This is a genomic window from Arthrobacter sp. YAF16, from assembly GCF_052113385.1.
GTDB lineage: Bacteria > Actinomycetota > Actinomycetes > Actinomycetales > Micrococcaceae > Arthrobacter.
The window spans coordinates 162,904-187,445 of the sequence record NZ_JBFRDC010000006.1 but is presented as its reverse complement, the minus strand read 5'-3'; the positions used below and the strand labels follow the sequence as shown (position 1 = coordinate 187,445).

The following is a 24,542-nucleotide window of genomic DNA, read 5'->3' as shown; positions in this document are numbered from 1 at the left end:
TATCGTTACGCGACGGAGGTCTCAGCCCCGTGCGATGCTGGCGGTTCTAGCTGAAGGTCTTCTGCAGCGCCTTGATCGACGCCACATAGGCCTTCGTATCCTCGTACATGCCCTTCGTGCTCACCGAGTACTGGCCCTGGTAATACCCCGCGATGGCGTAGTCCAGGTTCTTGCTGGTCGCGACCAGTTGGCGGATGATGGCGATGCCGGCCGTGGCGTTGTCGTACGGATCCAGCAGGTTCAGCTTGCGGCCCACGAGTTCCGAGGCCCACCCTCCGGAGGACGGAATGACCTGCATGGTGCCGATCGCGTTCGCGGGGGACACCGAGCGGTGGTTGAAGCCGGACTCCTGGTAGGCGAACGCCATGGCCAGCGACGGCGCCACACCCATCCGGCGCGCGGTGTCCGCCACGATCTGCTTCATCTGCTCGCGGGTGGGAACCGGCGAGGCATTCAGCAGCGCCTTGTTCTGGTTGGCGGAGCTGACGACAGCCTTCGGGTAGCTGAACCCCAGGAACGTGCTGGGCACGAGCGGGGTCACGGTCGCCGCGGGCTGGCTTGAGGCGGGCTTCAAGGTCCCGGTGCCGGCACCGGGAATGACGAGCTTGTGGCCGGGGTAGATGATGCTGCTCATGGTCAGCCGGTTCGCCGACAGGACGGCGGAGAGCTTTACGCCGTGCCGGGCGGCAATGCCGGAGAGCGTGTCACCGGATTTGATCGTGTAGGACCCCGAGCTGACTGGGGCCGGGGCGGGCTTGGGGGCGGGCTTCGGCGCCGCGGTCCGGACCGGCGCGGGTGCTGCCGCGGCGGCGCCGATGTTGATCCGCTGGCCAGGGTGGATTACCGAGCGCATGTTGAGCCCGTTCCGGCTGAACACGTCCGACAGCTTGACCCCGTGGCGGGCGGCAATGCCGCTCAGGGTGTCGCCGGACTTGACCGTGTAAACGCTGCCGGCGGACCGGACCGGAGCAGCCTTCGCCGGAGCAGCCTTCGCCGGGACTGCCTTGGCCGGAGCTGCCTTCGCGGCGGGGCCGCCGGTGAGCTTGATTTTCTGGCCAGGGTAAATCACGGAGTTGGCGCGGAGCTTGTTCAGCGTAAGGACGGACTGGGTGCTCAGTCCAAACTTGCGGGCGATCGCGCTGATCGTATCGCCGCGGACGATCGTGTACTGGGCCGGTGCGGCGACCTTGGCGGGGCGGAACGCGGTCGGCAGCGCTACCGCAACCTCGGTTGCCGGAATCCGAGCCGAGGGCAGTGCCGCGGCGGCCTGACCCTGCGCCTTCATGGCCGCCGCCAGCGTCGCCGGGATCGCCCGGGGGCGGGATTCGGCAGCAGCGGGCTGTGCGATCGCCAAGGAGGAGAGCATGACGGCGGGGAGAGCCGCCGTCGTCGCCGCAATCAGCGGGAGGCCGGGCCTCGGGTTGGGCTTTGGCGAACGTGACGTCGTCATGGGAAAGATCCTCTTCTCAGCGGCGAACCCTGCAGCACGGACAGTGTTACTGGTGTTACCAGTGTGACTGAAGATACTGCAGTTACAAATGTGATCTATGCGAATCTCTCATGAATTGCGAATTAGCACAAGAACTGTTTGACATTCTGCAACGCGGCTATTGGGAGTGTCGGCCCAGGGGCCCCGGCCGGGGCCCGCGAAGGCGTCCGCGCCGGCGGCCATTTCGCAGTCCCTTTTATACGCCGGGTTAAGCGGTCGCATTATTGGGTCGTGGCTGACTAGGCGCATTCCGCCCCGGCATGGCAATCTTGATCCGTGAGTACTGTAGAAAGCCTTGTAGGCGAATGGCTGCCCCTGCCCGATGTAGCCCAGCTGCTGAACGTTTCCATCACTAAGGTTCATGCGCTGCTGGACGAGCGCGCGCTGGCGGCAGTGCGGATCGGCGACCGGCGGATCCGTTCCGTGCCCGCGGCGTTCATCCAGGACGGCCACCCGGTGGAGAGCTTGAAGGGCACAATTGTTGTCCTCGCCGACGCCGGCTATTCGGACGAAGAACTCATCACCTGGCTGTTCACGCCGGACGAGTCCCTGCGCGGCCGTCCGATCGATGCCCTCCGCGAAGGGCGCAAAACCGAAATCCGCCGCCGGGCACAGACCATGGCCTGGTAGTACGGCCCAAAAGTAAGCCCTGGTAATACGGCAAAGGCCGTGGACGACGGATCCCGCTGTCCACGGCCTTTTTCGTCTCCGTTTTCGTCTGCCTGCGTGTTTTGGCCTTGCGTTTAGGCGGTGCGGCTGACGGCGGCCTCAGCCAGTTTCCGGAGCGCGGTCTTGGGCAGCTCCTCCAGCGGCAGCAGGTCCAAGGCGTCGAAGGCGGCCCGGCCGAATTCCTCGATCAGGACCTCCGTGGCCTGCAGTGCCCCGCAGTCGACAATGATGCGGCGGATCTCCTCGACGTCGGCGGTGCTCAGGTCCGGGCTGCCCAGCTTCGCGTCGAGAAAGCTCGATTCCGCCGGCGCGGCCTGGTCGAGGGCTAAGGCCACCAGCACCGTACGCTTGCCCTCGCGGAGATCATCACCGGCCGGTTTGCCGGTGGTGACCGGGTCGCCGAAGACGCCCAGGACATCGTCGCGGAGCTGGAAAGCCTCGCCCAGGGGGAGGGCGAACGCGGAGTAGCCGCGCAGCAACTCGTCGGAGGCGCCGGCCAGGGCGCCGCCCAGCGCGAGCGGATGCTCGGTGGAGTACTTAGCCGACTTGAAGCGGATGATCGACTGGGCGCGGCTGACGGCGCCGGCACGGTCGCGGTGCGGCCCGGCCACCTCTTCCAGGATGTCCAGGTACTGGCCGGCCATAACTTCGGCGCGCATCAGGTTGAAGATGAGCCGGGCCTGGCTGCCCGAGGCGGCCCGGTCGCCGATTTCGGTGAACGATTCCTCGCTGAAGGACAGGCACAGGTCGCCGGTCAGGATCGCCGCCGCGTGGCCGAAGCGCTCGGGATCCAGGGCCCAGCCCTGGCTCGCGTGCAGTTCACTGAAGCGGCGGTGCACGCTGGGGCCGCCGCGGCGGGTGTCCGAGCGGTCAATGATGTCGTCGTGGATCAGTGCCGCGGCCTGGAACAGCTCCAGCGCCGAGCCGGCCGTGACCACTTCGCGGGCTCCGGCGCCGCCCCCGGCCCCGCGCCAGCCCCAGTAGCACATCAGGGCCCGGAGGCGCTTGCCGCCGGTGACCAGGTTGGAGATGGACCCCATCAGCGGGTCGATGTCGGGGGAAATGGCGGACATCACCGTGGTGCGGGCGGTGAGGAAGTCGGTCAGCTTGCCGGCGACGGCGGCCACGAAGTCCGTCTGCTCAACCCGCAGTTGTTCGGCCAGGCTCACTTGACGGACTCGGCGGCGACGTTGGCGCCGATCGTGAAGGTGGAGACCCCGGCGGCCTCGACGACGGCGAGATTCACGGTTTCATTGTCCCCGCGCAGGAAGTCCTTGGACGCCACCGAACCGACGGTGCCGCCGGGGACTGCCTTGAAGCCCTGGCTTTCCAGTTTCTTGCTGTAGTACGCGACCACTCCGGCCGCCGGCGAGGTGATTTTCGCCACCAGGGCGACGGTCGCGGGAGCACCGTTCTTGTCGAAACTGCTGGATTCCACCTGTGCGCCAGGCATGACCGGCAGCAGCTTCTTCGGGAAGCCCGCAACCAGGGCACCCACAGTGGCGGAGGTGCCGGGCTCGGCGGACGGGCTGGGAGGGGCCGTGGTGGAGGGCTGGGCGGTGGACTGCGCCGCCGGCGCAGACGCAGACGCCGAAGGCGACGGGGCTCCCGGGCCCGGGGTGCACGCGGCCAGGGCCAGCAAGGCGCCGGCGGCGGCAACGGCCGTCACGGCGCGTTTGCGCTCTCCAATAACCTTCACGGGGACATTCCTCCTGGTGTTGACGCCGGATCCAGCCTCCAGTTTAGTCAGTACCTGCGCATAGGATTGATGCGTGGGGCCGGACAGGGAAAATCACATCGATAAACACAGCGGGACACAATCCAGCGAGGCGGGCCTTCGCGAACTCCGGCGCAGCAGCATCCTGCACGTGGACATGGACGCCTTCTTCGTCTCGGTGGAACTGCGCACCCGTCCGGAGCTCAAGGGACGCCCGGTGATCGTGGGCTATCCGGCGGACCGCTCGGTGGTCCTCTCGGCTTCCTATGAGGCCCGCAAGTTCGGGGTCAAGTCAGCGATGCCCATGGCGGTGGCGGCGCGGATGTGCCCTTCCGCCGTCATCATCGAACCGCGGCACAAGCTGTACTACGAGGTGTCGGGACAGATCATGGCCATCTTCGGATCGATCACCGACCTCGTGGAACCCCTGAGCGTCGACGAGGCCTTCCTCGACGTCGGAGGCGCCATCCGGCGGCTCGGTCCGCCCCGGGACATCGGCGAACTGATCCGGCGCCGGGTCGAGGGCGAGCTTGGCATCACGGCGTCGGTGGGGATCGCGGCCAGCAAGTTCGTCGCCAAGATCGCCTCGACCCGGTGCAAGCCCGACGGCCTGCTGCTGATCGGTCCGGACGAGACGGTGCCCTACCTGCACACCCTGCCGGTCAACGCCCTCTGGGGAGTCGGTGCCAAGACCGTGGAGGTGCTCGCCCGGATGGGGATCCGGACGGTCGCCGACGTCGCCGCAACGCCGCTGCCGTCACTGCGCAAGATCCTCGGCGCCACGGGGGAGCACGTCTACCGGCTGTCGTGGGGGATCGACCCCCGGCCGGTGACGCCGGTCCGGCTGGAAAAGAGCATCGGGGCGGAAGAGACCTTTGCGGTGGACACCGCCGACGACGCCCTGCTGCACCGCGAGCTGCTCCGGCTTTCGCACCGCACGGCGGAAAGGCTCCGGAGCGCCGGGATGCATGCCAGGACGGTTGCCTTGAAGCTGCGTTACGCGGACTTCTCCACAATTACCCGCAGCCGCACCGTCAGCACGCCCATTGACAGCGCCCAGTTGCTTTACGGCGTCGCCGTGCAGTTGCTCGAGTCCGTTGGCCAGCGGCCCATGACCGTGCGCCTCGTGGGGATTAGGGCGGAGCAGCTCGAGGAAGCCGCCCAGGCGCCGCTGCAACTCAGCCTGGACCGCCGGGATGACAACTGGCGCGCCGCCGAGCAGGCCCTGGACCGCGTCACCCGCAAGTTCGGCAACAAGTCGGTTCTCCCGGCCCGGTTGCTTGACCCGGGGCCGGCCGCCGAGTGAGCTGGCAGTGCACGGGCGCAGGCCGTCCCGGTCGGCACTGGCGGGGCTGCGTCCAAGGGGCGGGCAGGCGCCGCGAAGCCGGGCCTAGCGTCTTTCAGAACAGGGCGCAACAATCTATCCTTAGATATACATAGTTTTCGAACGACTGGATCGAACGTTCGGGTTGCCGGCCATGCCAACTAAACACCTTTCAGGGAACCGCGGATCCTTATTTCACCAATGACGGGAAACAAGGAACCAGCCGGCCATCCCGGTCGTTAGGGTTTTAGGGACAAGGACCGCGTCAAATCTGGACGTTGGTCGACTTAAGGAGGTCGTGATGCCGCTCTCGGAGCACGAACAGAAGTTGCTTGAGCAACTTGAGAAGCAGCTGCACGAGGACGATCCCAAGTTTGCCAGCTCGATGGGCTCGGATCCGGGTCGCTCCTGGTCCACCCGTCATCTGGTCATCGGGGTCCTCGGTGCCCTCGCTGGCATCCTGTTGCTGTTGCTGGGCGTCTCGTTGCAGAGCATCATCGTGGGTGTCCTTGGCTTCGTCGTCATGGGTGCCGGCGTTTACTTCGCGACCATGCGCAGCGCGGGCGGCAAATCCAAGTCCGGAGCCGCCGGCCGGAAGCCGGGCAAGCCGCGCAGTTCCTTCATGAGCAACCTGGAGGAGCGGTGGGAGGAAAGGCACCGCGGGGACGCCTGACACGTTCCCGGTTCCGTCGCCGCAACCGCCCCTCCATTCCGCCCCACCGCGACCTCCGGTAGGCACCTAAAGACCCGCTTCGGCGGGTCTTTTGCCGTTAAGCCGGGCATCGACTGCTGCGTAGGTGCCCTTCCGGCTGCCCGGCCTCCCCGGGGCATATCCCTCCACTGCGCCCCACTTTTGACGCTTCCCTTTATTTGCAACGGACATTTGTTTGAAAACTCGCCCAAAATTGCTCCAAAATGTCCCCGATGTCGTTGACGGGGGAGCGAAGTGGAGTAATGTGGAGGACGTAAGAGGGTAGTGGCAGCACAGGGGACGTTGGACTTCCTACAACAGACAGGCGGTGGGCCGTGTTTCTCGGCACTCATTCGCCACGTCTGGACGAAAAGGGTCGAATCATCCTCCCGGCGAAGTTCCGCGAGGAACTTGCCGCCGGCCTGGTTCTCACAAGGGGCCAGGAACGTTGCATCTACGTCTTCAGCGAGGCGGAATTCGGCCGGGTTCACGAGCAGATGCGGGAGGCTCCAATCTCCTCCAAGCAGGCTCGTGACTACATCCGCGTTTTCCTCTCTGGAGCCTCCGACGAGGTACCTGACAAGCAGGGGCGCGTGACGATTCCGCCGGCGCTCCGGGAATACGCAGGTCTCGGCAGGGAACTGGCCGTCATTGGCGCCGGCACCCGCGCGGAGATCTGGGACGCCCAGGCCTGGAACGAGTACCTGGCCGAAAAGGAAACAGCCTTCTCGGAAACCGACGACGCCATCCCGGGGATTCTCTGAAGCCCCGCAGGCGCCGGCACCATCAGCACCAACCGTTTCTTGATCGAGATCTCCAGCCGCCCATCCGGCAGTTCACCTGGCTCACTTCCCCGGAGCCAGGCGGGCCGCAGGGTAGGCGCGGATGGGGATCTGGACCAAGAAGCACACCACCCGACAGGTACTTCCCGCAACGAAAGGACGCAGGCATGAGCGAAGACTCCAACCAGGCGAAGCCTACGTCCGAACGCCATGTACCGGTCCTCAAGGACCGGTGCATCAATTTGTTGGCACCGGCTTTCGAAGAAGCGCGACGCCGCGGCGAGACGCCCGTCGTCGTCGATGCGACGCTCGGCATGGGGGGCCACTCCGAAGCCATGCTGCAGCGGTTTCCGGACCTGCACCTGATCGGCATCGACCGTGACGAGGAGGCTCTCGCCCTGGCCGGCGAACGCCTCAAGCCTTTCGCGGACCGGATCGACCTGGTCCACGCGGTGTACGACGAAATCCCTGAGGTCCTCGAAGACCTTGGCTTCACCGAAGTCCACGGCATCCTGATGGACCTCGGCGTTTCCTCGCTGCAGCTCGACGAGCGCGAACGCGGCTTCGCCTACTCCTTCGACGCGCCGCTGGACATGCGGATGGACACCAGCCGCGGCCAGACCGCCGCCGACGTCGTGAACAACTACAGCGAAGAAGACCTCGTCCGGATCATCCGGAAGTGGGGCGAGGAGAAGTTCGCCGGCCGGATCGCCAACCGGATCGTCGCCGCCCGCGCCGAAAAGCCCTTCACTACCACCGGGGAACTTGTCGAGACCATCCGCGCCGTGGTGCCCTCCGGTGCCGCCAAGTCCGGCGGCCACCCCGCGAAGCGGACCTTCCAGGCCCTCAGGATCGAGGTCAACGAGGAACTCGAGGTCCTGGAGCGTGCAATTCCGGCGGCCGTGGCCTCGATCGCCCTCGGCGGCCGCGTCGTCGTCATGTCCTACCACTCGCTGGAAGACAAGATCGTCAAGGGAGTCTTCCAGGCCGGTTCCAAGTCCTCGGCCCCGCTCGGTTTCCCGGTGGAGCTTGAGGAACATAAAGCCGAACTCAAGACCCTGACGAAAGGCACCGAGGTGCCCACCGCCGCAGAAATCGCAGAAAACCCACGCGCTGCCTCCGCCAGGCTCCGCGCCGTGGAACGCATCAAAGCCAGGAGAGTCGCATGAGCACCGCCGCCGTCAACAGCTTCCCCGTTGCCACAGCTGCCACGGCCCGTGCCCTCCCGGACCTGCACCCGGGTGCGCCCGCACGCAAGTCCCGCACTCCGCTCTCCGTCGTCCGCTCCGTTCCGCGCAAGCGCCGGGCACCGTTCGTCGTGATGTGCTTCGGAATTCTGGCCCTTGCGCTGATGGCGGTGCTGGTCCTGAACATCTCCGTCTCCTCGGCGCAGTACCAGCTGGTGGAGCTGCGGGCCAAGCAGTCCACGCTGACCAAGCAGAACCAGGACCTCACCCAGCAGGTGCAGAATTTTGACGCCCCGCAGAACCTGGCTGCCAAGGCCACGGAGCTGGGCATGGTGGCCTCCACGGTCAAGGGCCAGATTGACCTGTCCACCCTCGCGGTGACCGGCCAGGCCAAGCCCGCCGTCAAGGGCGACGCCCCCGGTGCCGTCATTGCCGCGCCGGCCGTTGCCGGCCAGGTCAATGTGGTTCCGGCCGCCACGGCGAATGAACCCCTCCTGAGCCGCAAGCCGGCCGCGAGCATTCCGGCAGCTGCAGGCGGTGCACCGGCCGTGCCCGCTGCAAAGGCTCCGGCCGTCCGGGCGCCCGCCCTGTCCGTGAACCTGTACGGCGGCTCCGTTCCCGCCCCCGCGCAGAAGGTCCCCGGGAAATAGCCGACGGGACCGACCACCAGCCCAGGCAAGCAGCAAGGAAACATCGTGGCGCAGAACACCGGCAAGGCACGGACAGGCAAGACGCCGAGCGCCACGCGGCGACTGCGGCTCGGGCTGGGCATCATGCTCACGCTCCTGTTGGTAGTGGGCGGGAAGCTGTTCCTGGTCCAGGGCCTCGACGTCGGCGGCATGGCTGAGACAGCCCTCAAGAACCGGCTGAAGCCGATTGAGCTGCCCGCGGAGCGCGGCAGCATCCTTGACGCCAACGGCACCGTCCTGGCCAGCAGCGTGATCCGTTACAACGTCGTGGTTGACCAGACCGTCAACACCAACACCGAATCCTTCCCGCGGCTCGAGAAGGTCGACGGGAAGGACACCGTCGTCAAGATCCCGCGTGACCAGGGCATCGAAGAGCTCGCGACCGTGCTCGGCATTAAGAAAGACGACCTCAAGGCGGCGGTGACCGGGACGTCGCGCTACTACATCGTGGCGAAGGACATCAGGCCCGACGTCGAGGACCGCATCTCCAAACTCCAGGTGCCCGGCATCGTCACCGAGGGCACCAGCAAGCGGGTCTACCCCAACGGCTCGGTGGCGGGCGGAATCGTCGGCTTCCTCAAGGACGGCACCACCGGCCAGGCCGGGCTGGAGCAGACCCAGGACGAGGTGCTCAAGGGCACAGCGGGCAAGCGGCTGTTCGAGATTGGCGCCGACGGGCTGCGCATCCCGGTGGGCGTGGACCAGTTCACGCCGGCCGTCAACGGCAAGGACATCAAGCTCACGCTGAACTCGGACCTGCAGTACTTTGCCCAGCAGGCCATCCAAAGCCAGAAGGACAAACTCAGCGCGGAGTGGGGCATCATCGTCGTCTCAGACGCCAAGAACGGCAACATTATCGCGATGGCCGACACCGACGCGCCGGACCCCAATGATCCAGGCAAGGTCGCCGCCAAGGACCGCGGAGTCCGTGCGGTGACCGCCGCCTACGAGCCGGGCTCGGTGGAGAAGATGATCACCGCCGCGTCCGCCATCGAGGAGGGCACCGCCCGGCCGCTGGATAAATTCATCATCCCGCCGAGCTACACGGTGGACGGCCAGACGTTCACCGACGCCTTCGAACACGGCACCGAGAAGAGGACCCTGGCGGGCATCGTAGGCTATTCCATGAATACCGGGACGGTCATGGTGGGCCGGCGGCTCAGCAAGGAAAAACGGCACGACTGGCTGCAAAAGTTCGGCATCGGCGAGGCACCGGACATCGGCTTGCCCGCCGAGTCCAAAGGCATCCTCACGCCGGCCGACCAATGGGACGGCCGCCAGCAATACACCGTGCTCTTCGGCCAGGGCGTGGCCCAGTCGACGCTGCAGACGGTCCGCGCCTACCAGAGCATCGCCAATGACGGCGTCATGGTCCAGCCGCGCCTGATCGACAGCTACATCAACCCGGACGGCACCGAAGAGAAAGTCCCGGCCAAGCCCACCCGCCAAGTTGTCTCCAAGAACACCGCCAAGCAGGTCCGCGACATCCTGGAAAGCGCCGTCACCGAAGGCGAGATCAAGGACGCCGCGATTGACGGTTACCGCGTGGGCGCCAAGACCGGCACCTCCGAGTCGCCGTGCGACGACGGCAAGTCGGGTTTCTGCGGCTACACGGCCTCGATGGTGGGGATGGCGCCGATGGACGATCCGCGGTTTATTGTTGAAGTGGTCCTGCAACGGCCCAAGGGCAGCATCTACGGCATCACGAACGGACCCGTGTTCCGTTCGGTCATGAGCCAGACGCTGCGCACGTACAACGTTGAGCCGTCCACCGGTAAACCGGTCAGGCTGCCGCAGTACGCCAAGTAGCACCCAGCTTCACGAGTCAGCAGCAACAACCAGTTCCACGCAGCAGGGCCTGCGTGCGGGGCAATCCTCCGCGCGCGGCGCACGCTGCCCCAGTACCGCAAACGGAGATCCCCTTGTCAGAGCTCAATGCCCAGGACGCGGCCGCCGCGCCGTCCGGCCAGGACTCCACTTCGGCGTTCCGGCCGACGGCGGTTGCCGCGGTGCCGCTCGAAACCATCGGTGAGTGGATCGGCGTCGTCGTTCCCGGCTCCTCCGCGGCCGTCCCGGTCACCGGGATCTCGCTGAACTCCCGGGCCGTCCGGCCGGGGGACCTGTACGTCGCCCTGCCCGGCGCCACCCGGCACGGCGCGGACTTTGTGTCCCAGGCGGTCGACGCCGGCGCCGTCGCGGTACTGACCGACGACGCCGGCGCCCGCCTCCTGGCGCTCTCCAACGACATCTCCGTGCCGGTACTGCTGGCCGATGAGCCGCGCAGCCTGGTCGGGCGCCTCTCCGCGCTGATCTACCAGAGCCGGCTGGAGCACGCCGCGGCGCCGGCCCTGTTCGGCGTCACCGGAACCAACGGCAAGACCACCACCACCTACTTCATCAACTCCCTGCTCCAGGCGCTGGGCAAAAAGACCGGGTTGATCGGGACCATCGAGATCCTGGCCGGCGGCGAAGCGATCCCCAGCCTCCTGACGACCCCCGAGTCGACGGACGTGCACGCCCTGCTGGCCCTCATGCGTGAACGCGGCCTGGACGCCGCGTCCATGGAGGTCTCCTCGCACGCCATCTCCTTCCACCGGGTCGACGGCGTGGTGTTCGACGTCGCCGGCTTCACCAACCTCACCCAGGACCATCTGGACCTGCACGGGACCATGGAGGAGTACTTCCAGACAAAGGCCCGGCTCTTCACGGCAGAGCGCGCCCGTGCCGCCGTCGTGACCGTTGACGATGAGTGGGGCCGAAAGCTGGCCGCCGACGCCGGCATCCCCGTCACCACGCTCGCCACGGGCTCCGACGCAGCAGAAGCGGTTGCTCCGGGAGCGGACTGGAGGGTTGTGGACCCCCAGCCGCGCGGCCTCGGCACCGAGTTCGGCCTGCGCCACCGGGACGGTACCGAACTGCGCCTGCACACCGGGCTGCCCGGCAGCTTCAATGTCGCCAACGCCGCCCTGGCCACGGCCATGGTGCTCGCCACCGGTATCTCCGCGGCCGAGGTGCAAGCCGCCCTGGACAGCGCGGACCCCTTCACCGTGGCCGTCCCCGGCCGTATGCAGCTCGTTGCGACGGCTCCGGCCGCCGTGGTCGACTTCGCCCACAACCCGGATGCCCTCGCCCGGGCGCTTGAGGCAGTGCGCTCCCAGACGCCGGGGTCCAAGGTGATCGTCGTCTTCGGCGCCACCGGCCAGCGCGACCAGGGCAAGCGGCCCGCGATGGGAGCGATTGCGGCCCGGCTTGCGGACATCGTGATCGTCAGCGACGACGACCCGCACGATGAGGACGCGGCAGCCATCCGCGCCGACGTGATGGCCGGAGCCATCGAGGCCAAAACCGCGGAGGGCCTCGGCTGCACGGTCCTGGAGGTCTTCCCCCGCGACGCCGCCATCCGCAAGGCGGTGGAACTCGCCGGCCCGGAGGACACCATCCTGGTTGCCGGGCGCGGCCACGAGGTCTGGCAGGAAGTCAAGGGCGTCAACCTGGCGCTCGATGACCGGGTGGAGCTGCGGACCGCCTTGACAGTACGAGGATTCACCGTTCTCGATGACCAGCGGATAGAGTCCTAAACCGAGATGATTGCATTTACAGCGGCGGAAATCGCCGAAATAACCAACGGCCGGCTGGCCGCCGAACCGGGCCTCACGCCCGGCTCTGTGGTGACCGACTCCCGCGAGGCCACGGCGGGTTCCCTCTATGTGGCCAAGCCGGGGGAGGCCGCCGACGGGCACGATTTCGTGGCCGCCGCCTTCGAACGCGGTGCCGTCCTGGCCCTAGTGGAGCGGGACGTCCCCGCCGCTGACGGGCAGAATTTCCCCGCAGTCGTCGTTGCGGACTCGGTCCTTGCCATGGGCGCCCTCGCTGCTGAAGCGGTGCGCAGGATCCGTGCCCGCCGCGCAGCCCGCGGCGAGGAACTCACCGTGATCGGGATCACCGGGTCCGCGGGAAAGACCACCACCAAGGACCTGCTGGCCGGGATCCTCGCCGAACACGGCGAAATGGTGGCGCCCCAGGGTTCCTACAACGGCGAGGTCGGCGTTCCGCTGACCGTCTTCAAGGCCGGCTATGAGACCCGCTACCTCGTGATCGAGATGGGCGCCACCGGCGTCGGGCACATTCGCTACCTCGCGGACATGGTCCGCCCGGAGATCGGTGTGGTGCTGGCCGTCGGCACGGCCCACGCCGGTGAATTCGGCGGCGTCGAAAACATCACCCTGGCCAAGGGCGAACTGGTCGAGGCCCTCCCCGCCGACGGCACGGCCGTGCTGAACCTGGACGACGCGAGGGTGGCTGCGATGTCCGCGCGGACCTCCGCGACGGTCCTCGGTTTCTCCGCCCAGCCCGCCCGGGGCGGCCAGCAGGCCGCCATCCAGGCCGAAAACGTCGAGTTGAACGCCGGGGGAAGCCCTGAATTCGACCTCCTGCTTCCGGGCGAGAGCGCGCGGCACCACGTCTCGGCCAAGCTGATCGGGGCCCACCACGTGGGCAACCTGCTCGCCGCGGCCGGGGCGGCCCACGCCGCCGGAATCCCCGGCGCGCAGATCGCCGCCTCGCTGAGCGCCCAGGCGGCTGCCAGCCGCTGGCGGATGGAACGCACCGAACGGCCCGACGGCGTAACCATCATCAACGACGCCTACAACGCCAACCCCGAATCGATGCGCGCCGCCCTGCGGACGCTGGCGGACCTGGGCCGTGGCCGCCGGACCTGGGCCGTGCTCGGCGCGATGCTGGAACTCGGCGAGGACTCCATCCGGGAGCACACCGCCGTCGGCACCCAGGTGGTCCGGCTCAACATCTCCCGGCTGCTGGTAATCGGACGCGAGGCCCGAGCGCTCTACGTCTCGGCCGTCAACGAGGGCTCCTGGGGGGACGAATGCCTGTTTGCCGAAACCGCGGACGAAGCCTACGAAATCCTGCGCTCCGAACTGGAGCCCGGTGACCTCGTCCTCTTCAAGTCTTCCAACAGCATCGGGCTGCGCCATCTGGGGGATCGGATAGCATTACCCCCACATGCGCCGGACGCGCCGGCCGGAAGCTCGGCCGGAAACGCTGCTGAATCCGCCGCCGGAACCGCCACTGAAGGGAGTGCGCTGCTGTGATCGCACTGCTGATGGGCTCCGGTCTGGCCCTGCTGCTCTCCTTCCTGGGGACCCCGCTCTTCATCCGCTTCCTGGTCCGCAAGAGCTATGGACAATTCATCCGGGACGACGGACCCACCTCGCACCACACCAAGCGCGGCACGCCGACCATGGGCGGGACGGTGGTGGTGGTCGCGGTACTGGTCAGCTACGGCATCACGCACCTGGTCATGTGGATGATGAACCCCCGTTCGCCGGGGCCGTCCGCCTCGGCCCTGCTCCTGCTCTTCCTCATGGTCGGCATGGGCCTGGTCGGGTTCCTGGACGACTTCATCAAGATTTCCGCGCAGCGCAGCCTGGGCCTCAATGCCAAGGCCAAGCTGATCCTGCAGGCCGCGGTCGGCATCATCTTCGCGGTCCTGGCCCTCAACTTCCCGGACGAGAACAACGTCACACCGGCGTCGTACCAGATCTCGCTGGTGCGGGACATCCCGTGGCTGAACCTCGCGTTCGGCGGCACCGTGCTGGGCGCCATCCTGTTTGTGCTGTGGTCCAACCTGATTGTCACCGCAGCGACCAACGGGGTAAACCTCACGGACGGCCTGGACGGCCTGGCCGCGGGCGCCTCCGTGATGGTCTTCGGGGCCTACACGATCATCGGGATCTGGCAGAGCAACCAGGCCTGCGGCTCGCCCCGGCAGGCCGGCGCCGGCTGCTACACCGTGCGTGACCCGCTCGACCTCGCCTTGCTTGCCGCCATCCTCAGCGCCGCGCTGGTCGGGTTCCTGTGGTGGAACACCTCGCCGGCGAAGATCTTCATGGGCGACACCGGGTCGCTGGCCATTGGCGGCGCCGTCGCCGGCTTCGCCATCCTGTCCCGGACCGAACTGCTGCTCGCCTTCATCGGCGGCCTCTTCGTCCTGATCACCCTCTCGGTCATCATCCAGGTCGGCTACTTCAAGATCACCAAGGGCAAACGGTTCTTCAAGATGGCCCCGCTGCAGCACCACTTCGAACTCAAGGGCTGGGCGGAAGTGACCGTCGTGGTCCGGTTCTGGATCCTCTGCGGGCTCTTCGTCGCCGCGGGCCTGGGCATCTTCTACGCCGAATGGGTGGTGCTGCTGTGAGCGGGAACATTCCCGAGCCGCTGGCCACGTCCCCGCGGCTGGACACGCTGACCAGCTGGGACTCGGACTGGGCCGGCCTCCGCGTGGTCGTCACCGGCATCGGCATCTCCGGTTTCGCCGCCGCCGACACCCTGATCGAACTCGGCGCCCGGGTGGTCGTGGTGGACGCCGCGGACAGCGCGAAGGCCCGCGCCCAGGCGGACACCCTCCGGATCGTCGGTGCCGCGGACGTACTGCTCGGCGACGACGCCGTCGCGTCGGTGCCCAGGGTCGACGGCGAGAAGCCCGAACTGATCGTTACCTCGCCCGGCTGGCGGCCCGACCAGTCCCTGCTGGCCGCCGCCGCACGGGCACACATCCCGATCTGGGGCGACGTCGAACTCGCCTGGCGGGTCCGGGAACGCGAGGGCCGCAAGACGGCCGACTGGCTCACCATCACCGGCACCAACGGCAAGACCACGACCGTCGGCCTGACCGAATCGATGCTGCAGGCCGCCGGACTCAAGGCGATCGCGGTCGGCAACGTCGGCACGCCGATCCTGGACGCCCTCCGCGACCCGGTGGACTACGACGTCTTCGCCGTCGAACTCTCGAGCTTCCAGCTGCACTGGAGCCACTCCGTGTCGCCGGTCGCCAGCGTGTGCCTGAACGTCGCCGAAGACCACGTGGACTGGCACGGCTCCTACGACTCCTACCTGGCGGACAAGGCCAAGGTCTACGAGCGCACACAGAAGGCGTGCATCTACAACGCCGAGCAGATTGAAACCGAGCGCATGGTGGAAGACGCCGACGTCGTCGAGGGTTGCCGCGCGGTGGGCTTCACAACCGTCACCCCGGCGATCAGCATGGTCGGCGTCGTCGAAGGCCTGCTCGTGGACCGCGCCTTCATTCCCGAGCGCAAGGACAGCGCCGCCGAACTGGCGGCAATGTCCGACCTCGGACCCGTGGCGCCCCGGCACATGGTTGCCAACGCCCTCGCCGCGGCCGCCCTCGTGCGCGCCTACGGGGTGGAGCCGTCCGCCGTTCGCCAGGGGCTGCAGAACTACCTGCCGGGGGACCACCGCATCCAGCCGGTCGCCCGCCACGAAGGCGTGCTTTGGATCAACGACTCCAAGGCCACGAACCCGCACGCCGCGGCCGCCTCACTGTCCGCTTTCCAGAACGTGGTGTGGATCGCCGGCGGCCTGTCCAAGGGTGTGAATTACGACTCACTGGTCCGGGACAACGCCGCCCGGCTCAAGGCTGTGGTGCTGATCGGCACGGACTCGTCCGGCCTGCTGGCCTCGCTCCAGCGACACGCGCCGGATGTCCCCGTGATCGGCCAGGCCAAGGGTGACACTGAAAACGTGCAGACTGCCGAAACGGCCCACGCCGACGCAGGCCCCTCGCCAATTTACGGCGAGACCGTGATGGCACGGGCCGTCGCGTCGGCGGCACAGCTGGCCACCTCGGGGGACACTGTGCTTCTGGCCCCGGCAGCTGCATCCATGGATCAGTTCTCTTCCTATGCTCACCGTGGCGACGCCTTCATCGAAGCTGTCCGCGAGCTCGTGGAAGGGCAGGCTCAGACCACCGAGGAGTAGCAATGGTCAGCACGCCCACCCGTCCCGCCGCGGCGCGGACGGCCGCCCCAGGCAGTAAACCAAGCAGCAATACAGCCAGGACACCCGTTCGGACGGCGAGCACAAGAGCCGCGGCCGCCGGACCGGTTCCAACACCCGCAGCCCGGGTCCGGGGCTGGTACCGCGGCTTCTGGTCGGCACTGGAAGGCACCGGCAAGTCCCGGAACGGTTCCACGTACTACCTCATCCTCGGCTCCACCCTCGCGCTGACCGCGATCGGCATCATGATGGTGCTCTCCGCGTCGAGCGTGGAGGCGATCGCGGCAGGGGAGTCGCCCTACTCCGCAGCCCTGAAGCAGGGGCTTTTCGCGGCCATCGGCGTCTTCGTCATGTTCGTCCTGTCCCGTGTGAACGTGGTGTGGCTCAAACGCATCGCCTGGTTCGCCATCCTCGGGGCGCTCGTCCTGCTGGTCCTGGTGCTCCTGGTGGGCCGCAGCGCGCTGGGCAACCAGAACTGGATCGAAGTCGGCGGTATCACCTTCCAGCCTTCCGAGGCGGCCAAACTGGCGCTGGCGCTCTGGATGGCCACGGTGCTGCACGCCAAGGCCAAGCTCCTCCACCAGGCCAAGCACGCCCTGATTCCCGTGGTGCTCCCGGGGGCGGCCGCGGTGATCGGCCTGATCCTGCTGGGCAACGACCTCGGCACGGCCATGATCGTCATGATGATCACGGCCGCCGCCCTGTACTTCGCCGGGGTGCGGCTGTACCTCTTCGGCATCGCCGGTGTGGTCCTGGCCGTGGGCACGGTGGTGCTCGCCATCACCAGCCCCAACCGGGTTTGCCGCATCCTGTCCTGGACAGGACAGACCTGCGCGGACGGCTCGGACGTAAACTACCAGTCCACCAACGGCCTCTACGCCCTGGCCTCCGGCGGCTGGTTCGGCGTCGGACTGGGCCAGAGCCGGCAGAAGTACAGCTGGATCCCGGAGGCCCACAACGACTTCATTTTCGCCATCATCGGCGAAGAGCTTGGCCTGATCGGCACCGTCGTGGTCCTGGTCCTGTTCGCGGTCCTGGGCACGGCCATCTACCGCGTCGTGGTGGCCCAGCAGGATTTGTTCCACCGCGTCCTCGCCGGCGCGATTATGGTGTGGCTGCTGGGCCAGGCCACCGTCAACATGGCAGTGGTCACCGGCTTGCTCCCCGTTATTGGCGTACCGCTGCCGTTTATCTCCTACGGCGGCTCGGCCCTGCTGATGTCGCTATGTGCCATCGGCGTAGTGTTGTCGTTGGCCCGGGCCCAGATGGAGCCGAACATGCAGCCGAAGGGGATGCTCAAGTTCGGGCCTGCGGGCTTCGCCAAAGTACTCCGCAAGCGGGCGGGGGCCAGGAGCGCTGCCAGGCGTCCGGCCGCGGCGGCGTCTGCCAAGGCCCCGGCTGCCAGGCCGGCCGCCGGACCGATTACAGCCAGCTCGCCCGGCCGGAAGCCCGGCACCAGGACCCCCGCCCCCAAGAATCCCGCACGGAAGCGTACCTAGCCCACCATGAACACCAAGTCGTCCCTGTCCGTCGTCCTCGCCGGCGGCGGCACTGCCGGGCATATCAGCCCGCTGCTGGCCATCGCCAACGCCATCCTAGAGGTCCGGCCCGAGGCGCAACTCCTCGCCGTCGGCACCCCCGGCGGCATGGAAGCCCGCCTGGTCCCGGCCGCGGGGCTGGAGCTCGCCACGGTGAGCCGGGTTCCGTTTCCACGCAAACCTTCGATCGAACTGCTGCGGCTCCCCGGCAAGCTCGCCGGCGCCGTGCGGCAGGCCGGCGCCATCCTCGACGAAGCCAGGGCAGACGTCCTCGTTGGCGTCGGCGGCTACGTCTGCACGCCGCTGTACCTTGCCGCGTGGCGCCGCAAGATTCCGATTGTGGTGCACGAGGCCAACACCCGGCCCGGGCTCGCCAACCGCGTCGGTGCCCGGCTCAGCCGGCATGTGGCCGTAGCTTTCGCCGCGACCCGGCTGCGCGGGGCGCGGCACGTCGGCATGCCGATGCGGCGCGAAATCTCGGGCCTGGACCGGACGGCGGCCCGCGAGGCCGCACGCACGGCCCTCGGCCTGGAACAGGACAAGCCCACCCTGATCGTCACCGGCGGCTCCTCCGGCGCGCAGAGCATCAACCGCGCCGTCGCCGCCTCTGTCACGGCCCTGGCCGAGGCCGGCATCCAGACCCTGCACATCACCGGGCGGGGCAAGACCGTCCATGATGCCCAGGGCAAGCTGCTGGCCGCGCCCGGCTACCGCCAGGTGGAGTACGTCGACGGCATGGAACTGGCCTACGCCGCCGCCGACTTGCTGCTGGGGCGCTCCGGCGCCGCAACCGTCTGCGAGGTCGCCGCCGTCGGCGTCCCGGCCGTTTTCGTCCCGCTTCCGATCGGGAACGGCGAGCAGGCCCTGAACGCCGCCGGCCTGGTCGACGCGGACGCCGCGCTCCTGGTCGAAGACAGCGCCTTCGACGCCGACTGGGTCGCCGGCCACATCATCCCGCTGCTGCGTGAGCCCGCCCGGCTGGACCGGATGGCCGCCGCCGCGGAACAGCTCGGCATCCGGGACGCAGACCGGCGGATGGCCGCCCTGGTCCTCGAAGCCGCGCAGTCCCCGGCCAGCACCGCCGCAACTCCGTGACCAGGACAGAACCGGCCGGAACAGCAGCTTTGAACGACCGAGCACTTTGAACGACCGAGCACTTTGAACGACCGAGCACTTTGAACAGCAGGCAGGAAGCGGTAGAGCAATGACCCAGGCCCAGAACGGCACCCCGCCGGCGGTCCGCACCCAGGACTCCCTGGGGCGCGTGCACTTCATCGGCATCGGCGGCGTGGGGATGTCCGCCGTCGCGCGCATCATGGTGGCCCGCGGCGTGCCGGTGAGCGGCTCCGACGCCAAAGACCTGCCGGTGATGGCCGAACTCGCCGCGGCCGGCGCGCGGATCGCCGTCGGCTATGACCCGGCAAACCTGGGCGACGCGCAGACCGTCGTCGCCGGTTCGGCCATCCGCCCGGACAACCCCGAGCTGGCCGCCGCCCGCGCCGCCGGGCTGCCAGTGCTGCACCGCTCCGAGGCCCTGGCCGCGACGATGGCGCAGGACACGGCCGTCACGGTCGCCGGCACGCACGGCAAGTCCACCACGACGTCGATGATCACGGTGCTCCTGCAGGGCGCCGGGCTGGACCCGTCCTTCGCCATCGGCGCCAACGTCCCCGCCCTGGGGGTCAACGCGGCCACCGGAACCTCCCCGGTCTTCGTCGCGGAAGCAGATGAATCGGACGGTTCGTTCCTGAACTACCGCCCGCAGATCGCGGTCGTGACCAACGTCGAGCCGGACCACCTGGATTACTACGGCACGGCGGAGGCCGTCTATGCCTCCTTCGACCGCTTCACCGAGCTGCTGCCCGCTGACGGCCTGCTGGTGGCCTGTGCCGACGACGACGGCGCCCGCGCCCTCGCGCTGCGCACCCGGGACCGGGGCAACACCCGCGTGCTCCTCTACGGCACCGCGGCGGACGCCGACGTGAGGCTGCACGACGGCGGACCGGGCGACGTCTGGATCTCGACGCCCGCAGGCCGCTTTGCCGTCGAACTCCAAGTGCCCGGCCGGCACAACGCGCTGAACGCCGCCGCGGCCTTCGCGGTGGCGCTCGAACTCGGTATCGCCCCGGAAACCGCCGCCGGCGCGCTGGCCAACTTCTCCGGCGCCTCACGCCGCTTCGAATTCAAGGGCGCGGGCCGCGGCGTGCGCGTCTACGACGACTACGCCCACCATCCCACTGAGGTCCGGGCGGCCCTCGCCGCGGCTCGCTCGGTGGCCGGCGAACACCGGGTCCACGTCCTCTTCCAGCCCCACCTGTTCTCCCGGACCCGGGAGTTCGCGCTCGAGTTCGCGGAGGCCCTCAACGCCGCTGACACCGCGCTGGTGCTGGAGATCTACCCGGCCCGGGAAGATCCCATTCCCGGCGTTACCAGCCAGCTGATCGCGGACCACCTCGGCCGGGGCGGACGGCTGGTGGGCCCCGGCGACGAGGCTGTCAAGGCTGTGCTCGAGGCCGCGGCTCCGGGGGACATCGTCCTCACGGCCGGCGCGGGCGACGTCACTGCTTACGGCCCGCTCATCGTCGAGGCGTTGACGGTCGAGGCGCCCGGTGGCTAGCACGCGCCGGCCCCCTTACCCCACCGGCCCGCGCGGGTCTGCCTCCGGCCGGCCGGCGGCAGGGCAGGAGGACGTCATCTCGGCGTCCAAGGCGGACCACGCAGGCACCTCTTCCGCCGGCACGGCCCCAGCCGGAGACCCGGCCGGGGCCGGCACGCCGCAGCCTCGGCGCGGCAATGTGCTCGCCTTTCCCGAACCGAAGGCCAAACGGCGGCGCCGGATCATCCTCACGACGGTGGCCGCAATTGCGGTGCTCATCGCAGGGATCGTGGCAGCGGCCGTGTACTCGCCGTGGCTTGCCGTTCACACCGTCACCGTGGAGGGCAACCGGATCCTCAGCACGCAACAGGTCAAGGCCGCCCTGGCGCCGCTTCAGGGCAAGCCCCTGACACAGATCAGCGATGAGGAAGTGAGCGGGCTGTTGCAGCCCCTGGTCCAGGTCAAAGCCGTCACCACCCAGGCCCGGCCGCCGTCCACGCTTCAGGTCCGAATCACCGAGCGCGTCCCGGTGGCTCTGGTCAAGCAGGCCGAGGTGTACCAGCTGGTCGACGTCGACGGCGTGCAGCTCGGAAAGGCCAAGGACCCGGCTTCGATAAAGCTTCCGGTCATCGAAAGTGGCCGAGGCGCGCTGCCCAAGGACCTGTTCCACGCCATCACCGGGGTTCTCGGGGCGCTCCCGCCGGACGTCCTGGCCCGGCTCTCCGATGCCTCGGCCAAGTCCGTGGACGCCGTGGAACTCAAACTCGTGGACGGCCAGACGATCGTCTGGGGCAACGCGGGGGAGAAGGAGCTGAAAGCCAGGGTGCTCACGGCCCTGCTGAAGGCGCCCGCGGATCCCAAAAACCCAGTGGCAATCTACGACGTCAGCGTGCCCCGGCACCCGGTCACCCGATAGCTCTCCATCACTTACATCGCGCCGTGCGCGGGCGATAGTGGAAATGGTGCATCCGCCGGGACCCGGCGCAGCCACCAGGCAGCAAAAAAGCAGAAACGGACGGCATTTCCCCGGTATTACCGCGACACGCGGAGCCGGTTATTGAATGTCCTCTGGATAGGAAATAGCGTCACAGACATGAGTTACTTGACATAACTATAACCTTCAACTGGAAGGTTAAGGTTCAAAGCCTCAAGCTCGACTCCATCAGTTTTCGCAATAGAACACGAACAAGGGACACGTAACGTGGCAGCTCCGCAGAATTACTTGGCCGTCATCAAGGTCGTCGGCATCGGCGGCGGTGGCGTGAACGCAGTCAACCGCATGATCGAGGTCGGTCTTCGCGGCGTCGAATTCATCGCCATCAACACGGACGCGCAGGCGCTGTTGATGTCCGATGCAGACGTCAAGCTCGACGTCGGACGCGAACTGACCCGCGGCCTGGGAGCCGGTGCGAATCCTGAGGTCGGCAGGCAGGCAGCAGAGGACCACGCCGACGAGATCGAAGAGGTCATCCGTGGCGCCGACATGGTCTTCGTGACCGCCGGCGAAGGCGGCGGCACCGGCACCGGCGGCGCACCCGTCGTGGCCCGCATCGCACGCTCCCTCGGCGCGCTGACCATCGGCGTCGTCACCCGTCCGTTCACCTTCGAGGGCCGACGCCGCGCCGGCTCCGCCGAAGCCGGCATCGACGCCCTGCGCGACGAGGTCGACACCCTGATCGTCATTCCGAACGACCGGCTGCTCTCCATCAGCGACCGTAACGTCTCTGTGCTGGACGCCTTCCGCTCCGCCGACCAGGTCCTGCTCTCCGGTGTCCAAGGCATCACCGACCTGATCACCACCCCGGGCCTGATCAACCTTGACTTCGCGGACGTCAAGTCCGTGATGCAGGGTGCCGGTTCCGCGCTCATGGGCATCGGTTCGGCCCGCGGCGAAGACCGCGCCGTCAAGGCTGCCGAGCTGGCCATCGCCTCGCCGCTGCTGGAGGCCTCCATCGACGGCGCCCACGGCGTCCTGCTCTCCATCCAAGGCGGATCGGACCTGGGCCTGTTCGAAATCAACGAGGCAGCCCGCCTGGTGCAGGAAGTGGCCCACCCGGAGGCCAACATCATCTTCGGCGCCGTGATCGACGACGCCCTCGGCGACGAAGCCCGCGTGACCGTCATCGCGGCCGGGTTCGACGACGTCAAGGCCACCTCGCCGTCGATGGACCAGTCCCAGCCCGCTCCGGCCCGCCCTGCCGCTCCCGCCCCGGCTCCGGCCCAGGCGCCCGCTTCCGCGCCGGTCCAGCCGCTGCACGCCGGCGTCGGTGCGTCCGGGCTCAGCAACTGGGGCCAGCAGCGCCCCTCGGCCGTGCCGGCCGACTCGGGCTTTGATGTGGACCTGCCCTCCGTCGTCGAACCGGATCTCTCCGGCCGCCACTCGGACGACCTGGATGTGCCTGACTTCCTGAAGTAGGCATCGGTCCAAGAAGCAGCAATCAGCACCATGGCACTGCCTCCGGCGGTGCCATGGTGCTTTGGCGGGGTTACGGTGTTTGGTATGGGTTTTTCAATGTTTCCGGTTCCTGAAGTGGCGGTGTGCTGAGTGTTCTCCTGGCGAGCTGAGGTGCGGCCCGGTGTCTGGGCGGCCTTCACCAACGTTGCGGCGGGCAACCTGGCGCTCCATGTCGGGGACAACCCGGCCGCGGTGCGCCGGCGCCGGGAAATGCTCGAGCGGGCCGCCGGGCTCGGCTCACGCCGCTTCCGGTTCATGAACCAGGTCCACGGCAGCGAGGTGGCCCTCATCTCCAGCGCCGGCACTGCCCTGGCCTCCGGCCCAGCGCACGCCGATGCGGCCACCGCCGATGCGCCAACCGCCGACGCCATGGTCTCCACCGGGGAGCCGCTGGCGGTCATGGTGGCCGACTGCGTGCCGATCGTGCTGGTGGGAGAGGGCGGCCCCGCGGAGCCGGTGCTCGGCGTCGTACATGCCGGAAGGCCGGGCCTGGCCGCCGGTGTGGTGCCGGCCGCGGTGGCGCGGATGCGTGCTCTGGGAGCCGCGGACATCGGTGCCTGGATCGGCCCTTCCATCTGCGGGAACTGCTATGAGGTTCCGGAAGCCATGCGCGCGGACGTCGCGGCAATCGTCCCGGCGGCCTGGTGCACGACCGCCCAGGGCACCCCGGGGCTGGACCTGCCGGCCGGGGTCCGCAGCCAGCTCGAAGCCGAGGGGGTCGCCGTCGAATACTCCGGCGGCTGCACCCGCGAGGACGAGGGCCTGTACTCCTACCGGCGCAACAGCCGCACGGGCCGGTTTGCGGGCCTGGTCTGGACCGGCGACGAAGCTGCCGGAGTAGCCAAATGACCGTGCCGGCGGCAGCGGCAGGAGATCCGCGCCTCGATCAGCTCCGCGAACGGCTCGACGCCGTGCGGCAACGGATCAACGCCGCGGCGGCCGACGCCGGAAGGGACGCCGCGCCGCAGCTGATCGTGGTGACCAAATTCCACCCGGCCGAGGATGTCGCGCGGCTCGCCGCCCTCGGCGTCACCGACGTCGGCGAAAACCGCGACCAGGAAGCAGCGGACAAGGCGGCCCGGCTGCAGGAATTGCAACTGCGCTGGCACTTCATCGGCCAGCTGCAAAGCAACAAAGCCAAATCCGTCGTGAAGTACGCCCACGCCGTGCATTCCGTGGACCGGCCGCAACTCGTCGACGCCCTGGCCAAGGCGGTACGCGCGGAGCAGGATCGAACCGGCCGCGGGGACCTCGAGTGCTTCATCCAGGTCAGCCTGGACGAGGACGCCGACGGCCACCGTGGCGGCGCATTGGCCTCGGACGTCCCGGCCCTGGGCGAACAGCTCTCCGCGGCGGCCGGACTCCGGCTGGCCGGCGTGATGGCCGTGGCGCCGCTGGGTGCGGCGCCCGAGGGGGCGTTCGAAAAGCTGGCGGAAATCTCCGCTCGGCTGCGCGCTGACCATCCGCAGGCCACGGCCATCTCCGCCGGAATGAGCCAGGACCTCGAAGCGGCCATCCGGTTCGGGGCGACACACCTTCGAATAGGCTCCGATATTCTCGGTCCGCGCCCGGCCTTGCGGTAGGTTCAAC

At 68.1% G+C, this 24,542-nt stretch carries 21 protein-coding genes; 18 read left to right on the top strand and 3 right to left on the bottom strand.

Annotated features, from left to right (window positions below; all coding sequences use genetic code 11):
- Nucleotides 1-46: 46 nt before the first annotated feature.
- Nucleotides 47-1,450, bottom strand: a complete 1,404-nt coding sequence (locus AB4Y91_RS13115) for a LysM peptidoglycan-binding domain-containing protein (protein ID WP_441418892.1) — start codon at nt 1,448-1,450, stop codon at nt 47-49.
- A gap of 315 nt (nt 1,451-1,765) precedes the next feature.
- Between AB4Y91_RS13115 and AB4Y91_RS13110 the strand changes: the two genes are divergently transcribed.
- Complete coding sequence (locus tag AB4Y91_RS13110; protein ID WP_441418891.1) at nt 1,766-2,119, top strand: Rv2175c family DNA-binding protein; 354 nt, start codon at nt 1,766-1,768, stop codon at nt 2,117-2,119.
- A gap of 113 nt (nt 2,120-2,232) precedes the next feature.
- Here AB4Y91_RS13110 and AB4Y91_RS13105 read toward each other — a convergent pair whose 3' ends face one another.
- Both AB4Y91_RS13105 and AB4Y91_RS13100 read right to left on the bottom strand, forming a co-directional pair.
- The gene (locus tag AB4Y91_RS13105; protein ID WP_441418890.1) at nt 2,233-3,327 is read right to left on the bottom strand and encodes a polyprenyl synthetase family protein; all 1,095 of its coding nucleotides are present in this window, start codon (nt 3,325-3,327) and stop codon (nt 2,233-2,235) included.
- Nucleotides 3,324-3,857, bottom strand: a complete 534-nt coding sequence (locus AB4Y91_RS13100) for a hypothetical protein (RefSeq protein WP_441418889.1) — start codon at nt 3,855-3,857, stop codon at nt 3,324-3,326. Before AB4Y91_RS13100 ends, AB4Y91_RS13105 begins: the two co-directional genes overlap by 4 nt.
- 73 nt (nt 3,858-3,930) lie before the next feature.
- Here AB4Y91_RS13100 and dinB point away from each other — a divergent pair, with 73 nt between their 5' ends.
- From dinB to AB4Y91_RS13015, 17 genes are all read left to right on the top strand, one after another.
- Entirely contained in the window at nt 3,931-5,181 is a 1,251-nt protein-coding gene (gene dinB, locus AB4Y91_RS13095) for a DNA polymerase IV (RefSeq protein WP_441418888.1), read from the top strand.
- 319 nt (nt 5,182-5,500) lie between these two features.
- The gene (locus AB4Y91_RS13090; protein ID WP_175321592.1) at nt 5,501-5,872 is read left to right on the top strand and encodes a DUF3040 domain-containing protein; all 372 of its coding nucleotides are present in this window, start codon (nt 5,501-5,503) and stop codon (nt 5,870-5,872) included.
- A 353-nt stretch (nt 5,873-6,225) separates the two neighbouring features.
- Nucleotides 6,226-6,654, top strand: coding sequence for a division/cell wall cluster transcriptional repressor MraZ (gene mraZ, locus AB4Y91_RS13085; protein WP_056740915.1), 429 nt, complete (start codon nt 6,226-6,228; stop codon nt 6,652-6,654).
- Nucleotides 6,655-6,839: 185 nt separating this feature from the next.
- Complete coding sequence (gene rsmH / locus AB4Y91_RS13080) at nt 6,840-7,841, top strand: 16S rRNA (cytosine(1402)-N(4))-methyltransferase RsmH (RefSeq protein WP_441418887.1); 1,002 nt, start codon at nt 6,840-6,842, stop codon at nt 7,839-7,841.
- Nucleotides 7,838-8,509 carry a hypothetical protein gene (locus tag AB4Y91_RS13075; RefSeq protein ID WP_441418886.1) on the top strand — a complete coding sequence of 224 codons (672 nt, stop codon included), beginning with the start codon at nt 7,838-7,840 and terminating at the stop codon, nt 8,507-8,509. Before rsmH ends, AB4Y91_RS13075 begins: the two co-directional genes overlap by 4 nt.
- A 45-nt stretch (nt 8,510-8,554) precedes the next feature.
- A complete protein-coding gene (locus AB4Y91_RS13070; RefSeq protein ID WP_441418885.1) occupies nt 8,555-10,357 on the top strand; it encodes a peptidoglycan D,D-transpeptidase FtsI family protein in 1,803 nt (600 codons plus the stop codon).
- Nucleotides 10,358-10,470: 113 nt separating this feature from the next.
- Complete coding sequence (locus tag AB4Y91_RS13065; protein WP_441418884.1) at nt 10,471-12,126, top strand: UDP-N-acetylmuramoyl-L-alanyl-D-glutamate--2,6-diaminopimelate ligase; 1,656 nt, start codon at nt 10,471-10,473, stop codon at nt 12,124-12,126.
- Between the two features lie 6 nt (nt 12,127-12,132).
- Nucleotides 12,133-13,656, top strand: coding sequence for a UDP-N-acetylmuramoyl-tripeptide--D-alanyl-D-alanine ligase (locus tag AB4Y91_RS13060; protein WP_441418883.1), 1,524 nt, complete (start codon nt 12,133-12,135; stop codon nt 13,654-13,656).
- On the top strand, nt 13,653-14,762 hold the full coding sequence (mraY, locus tag AB4Y91_RS13055; protein WP_175321598.1) for a phospho-N-acetylmuramoyl-pentapeptide-transferase: 1,110 nt from the start codon (nt 13,653-13,655) through the stop codon (nt 14,760-14,762). The genes AB4Y91_RS13060 and mraY overlap by 4 nt, the downstream gene beginning before the upstream one ends.
- Nucleotides 14,744-16,345: a UDP-N-acetylmuramoyl-L-alanine--D-glutamate ligase gene (gene murD, locus AB4Y91_RS13050; RefSeq protein WP_441418882.1), complete on the top strand. Its 1,602-nt coding sequence runs from the start codon at nt 14,744-14,746 to the stop codon at nt 16,343-16,345. Before mraY ends, murD begins: the two co-directional genes overlap by 19 nt.
- A gap of 2 nt (nt 16,346-16,347) precedes the next feature.
- Entirely contained in the window at nt 16,348-17,862 is a 1,515-nt protein-coding gene (gene ftsW, locus AB4Y91_RS13045) for a putative lipid II flippase FtsW (protein WP_441418881.1), read from the top strand.
- 6 nt (nt 17,863-17,868) lie between these two features.
- Nucleotides 17,869-18,996 (top strand): undecaprenyldiphospho-muramoylpentapeptide beta-N-acetylglucosaminyltransferase, encoded by a 1,128-nt coding sequence (gene murG, locus AB4Y91_RS13040; protein ID WP_441418880.1) that lies wholly within the window; start codon nt 17,869-17,871, stop codon nt 18,994-18,996.
- Nucleotides 18,997-19,105: 109 nt separating this feature from the next.
- Nucleotides 19,106-20,518, top strand: coding sequence for a UDP-N-acetylmuramate--L-alanine ligase (gene murC, locus AB4Y91_RS13035; RefSeq protein ID WP_441418879.1), 1,413 nt, complete (start codon nt 19,106-19,108; stop codon nt 20,516-20,518).
- A complete protein-coding gene (locus AB4Y91_RS13030) occupies nt 20,511-21,413 on the top strand; it encodes an FtsQ-type POTRA domain-containing protein (RefSeq protein ID WP_441418878.1) in 903 nt (300 codons plus the stop codon). The genes murC and AB4Y91_RS13030 overlap by 8 nt, the downstream gene beginning before the upstream one ends.
- A 285-nt stretch (nt 21,414-21,698) precedes the next feature.
- Nucleotides 21,699-22,913 (top strand): cell division protein FtsZ, encoded by a 1,215-nt coding sequence (gene ftsZ, locus AB4Y91_RS13025; RefSeq protein WP_175321604.1) that lies wholly within the window; start codon nt 21,699-21,701, stop codon nt 22,911-22,913.
- Between the two features lie 129 nt (nt 22,914-23,042).
- A complete protein-coding gene (locus AB4Y91_RS13020) occupies nt 23,043-23,801 on the top strand; it encodes a polyphenol oxidase family protein (protein WP_441418877.1) in 759 nt (252 codons plus the stop codon).
- Entirely contained in the window at nt 23,798-24,535 is a 738-nt protein-coding gene (locus AB4Y91_RS13015; RefSeq protein ID WP_441418876.1) for a YggS family pyridoxal phosphate-dependent enzyme, read from the top strand. Before AB4Y91_RS13020 ends, AB4Y91_RS13015 begins: the two co-directional genes overlap by 4 nt.
- Nucleotides 24,536-24,542: the final 7 nt, after the last annotated feature.

Excerpts from the sequence above, each read along its gene's own strand:
- murG (WP_441418880.1), top strand. The coding sequence starts at position 17,869 with ATGAACACCAAGTCGTCCCTGTCCGTCGTCCTCGCCGGCGGCGGCACT.
- murC (WP_441418879.1), top strand. The coding sequence starts at position 19,106 with ATGACCCAGGCCCAGAACGGCACCCCGCCGGCGGTCCGCACCCAGGAC.
- ftsW (WP_441418881.1), top strand. The coding sequence starts at position 16,348 with ATGGTCAGCACGCCCACCCGTCCCGCCGCGGCGCGGACGGCCGCCCCA.
- murD (WP_441418882.1), top strand. The coding sequence starts at position 14,744 with ATGGGTGGTGCTGCTGTGAGCGGGAACATTCCCGAGCCGCTGGCCACG.
- AB4Y91_RS13115 (WP_441418892.1), bottom strand. The coding sequence starts at position 1,450 with ATGACGACGTCACGTTCGCCAAAGCCCAACCCGAGGCCCGGCCTCCCG.
- AB4Y91_RS13075 (WP_441418886.1), top strand. The coding sequence starts at position 7,838 with ATGAGCACCGCCGCCGTCAACAGCTTCCCCGTTGCCACAGCTGCCACG.
- AB4Y91_RS13090 (WP_175321592.1), top strand. The coding sequence starts at position 5,501 with ATGCCGCTCTCGGAGCACGAACAGAAGTTGCTTGAGCAACTTGAGAAG.
- AB4Y91_RS13060 (WP_441418883.1), top strand. The coding sequence starts at position 12,133 with ATGATTGCATTTACAGCGGCGGAAATCGCCGAAATAACCAACGGCCGG.
- AB4Y91_RS13015 (WP_441418876.1), top strand. The coding sequence starts at position 23,798 with ATGACCGTGCCGGCGGCAGCGGCAGGAGATCCGCGCCTCGATCAGCTC.
- rsmH (WP_441418887.1), top strand. The coding sequence starts at position 6,840 with ATGAGCGAAGACTCCAACCAGGCGAAGCCTACGTCCGAACGCCATGTA.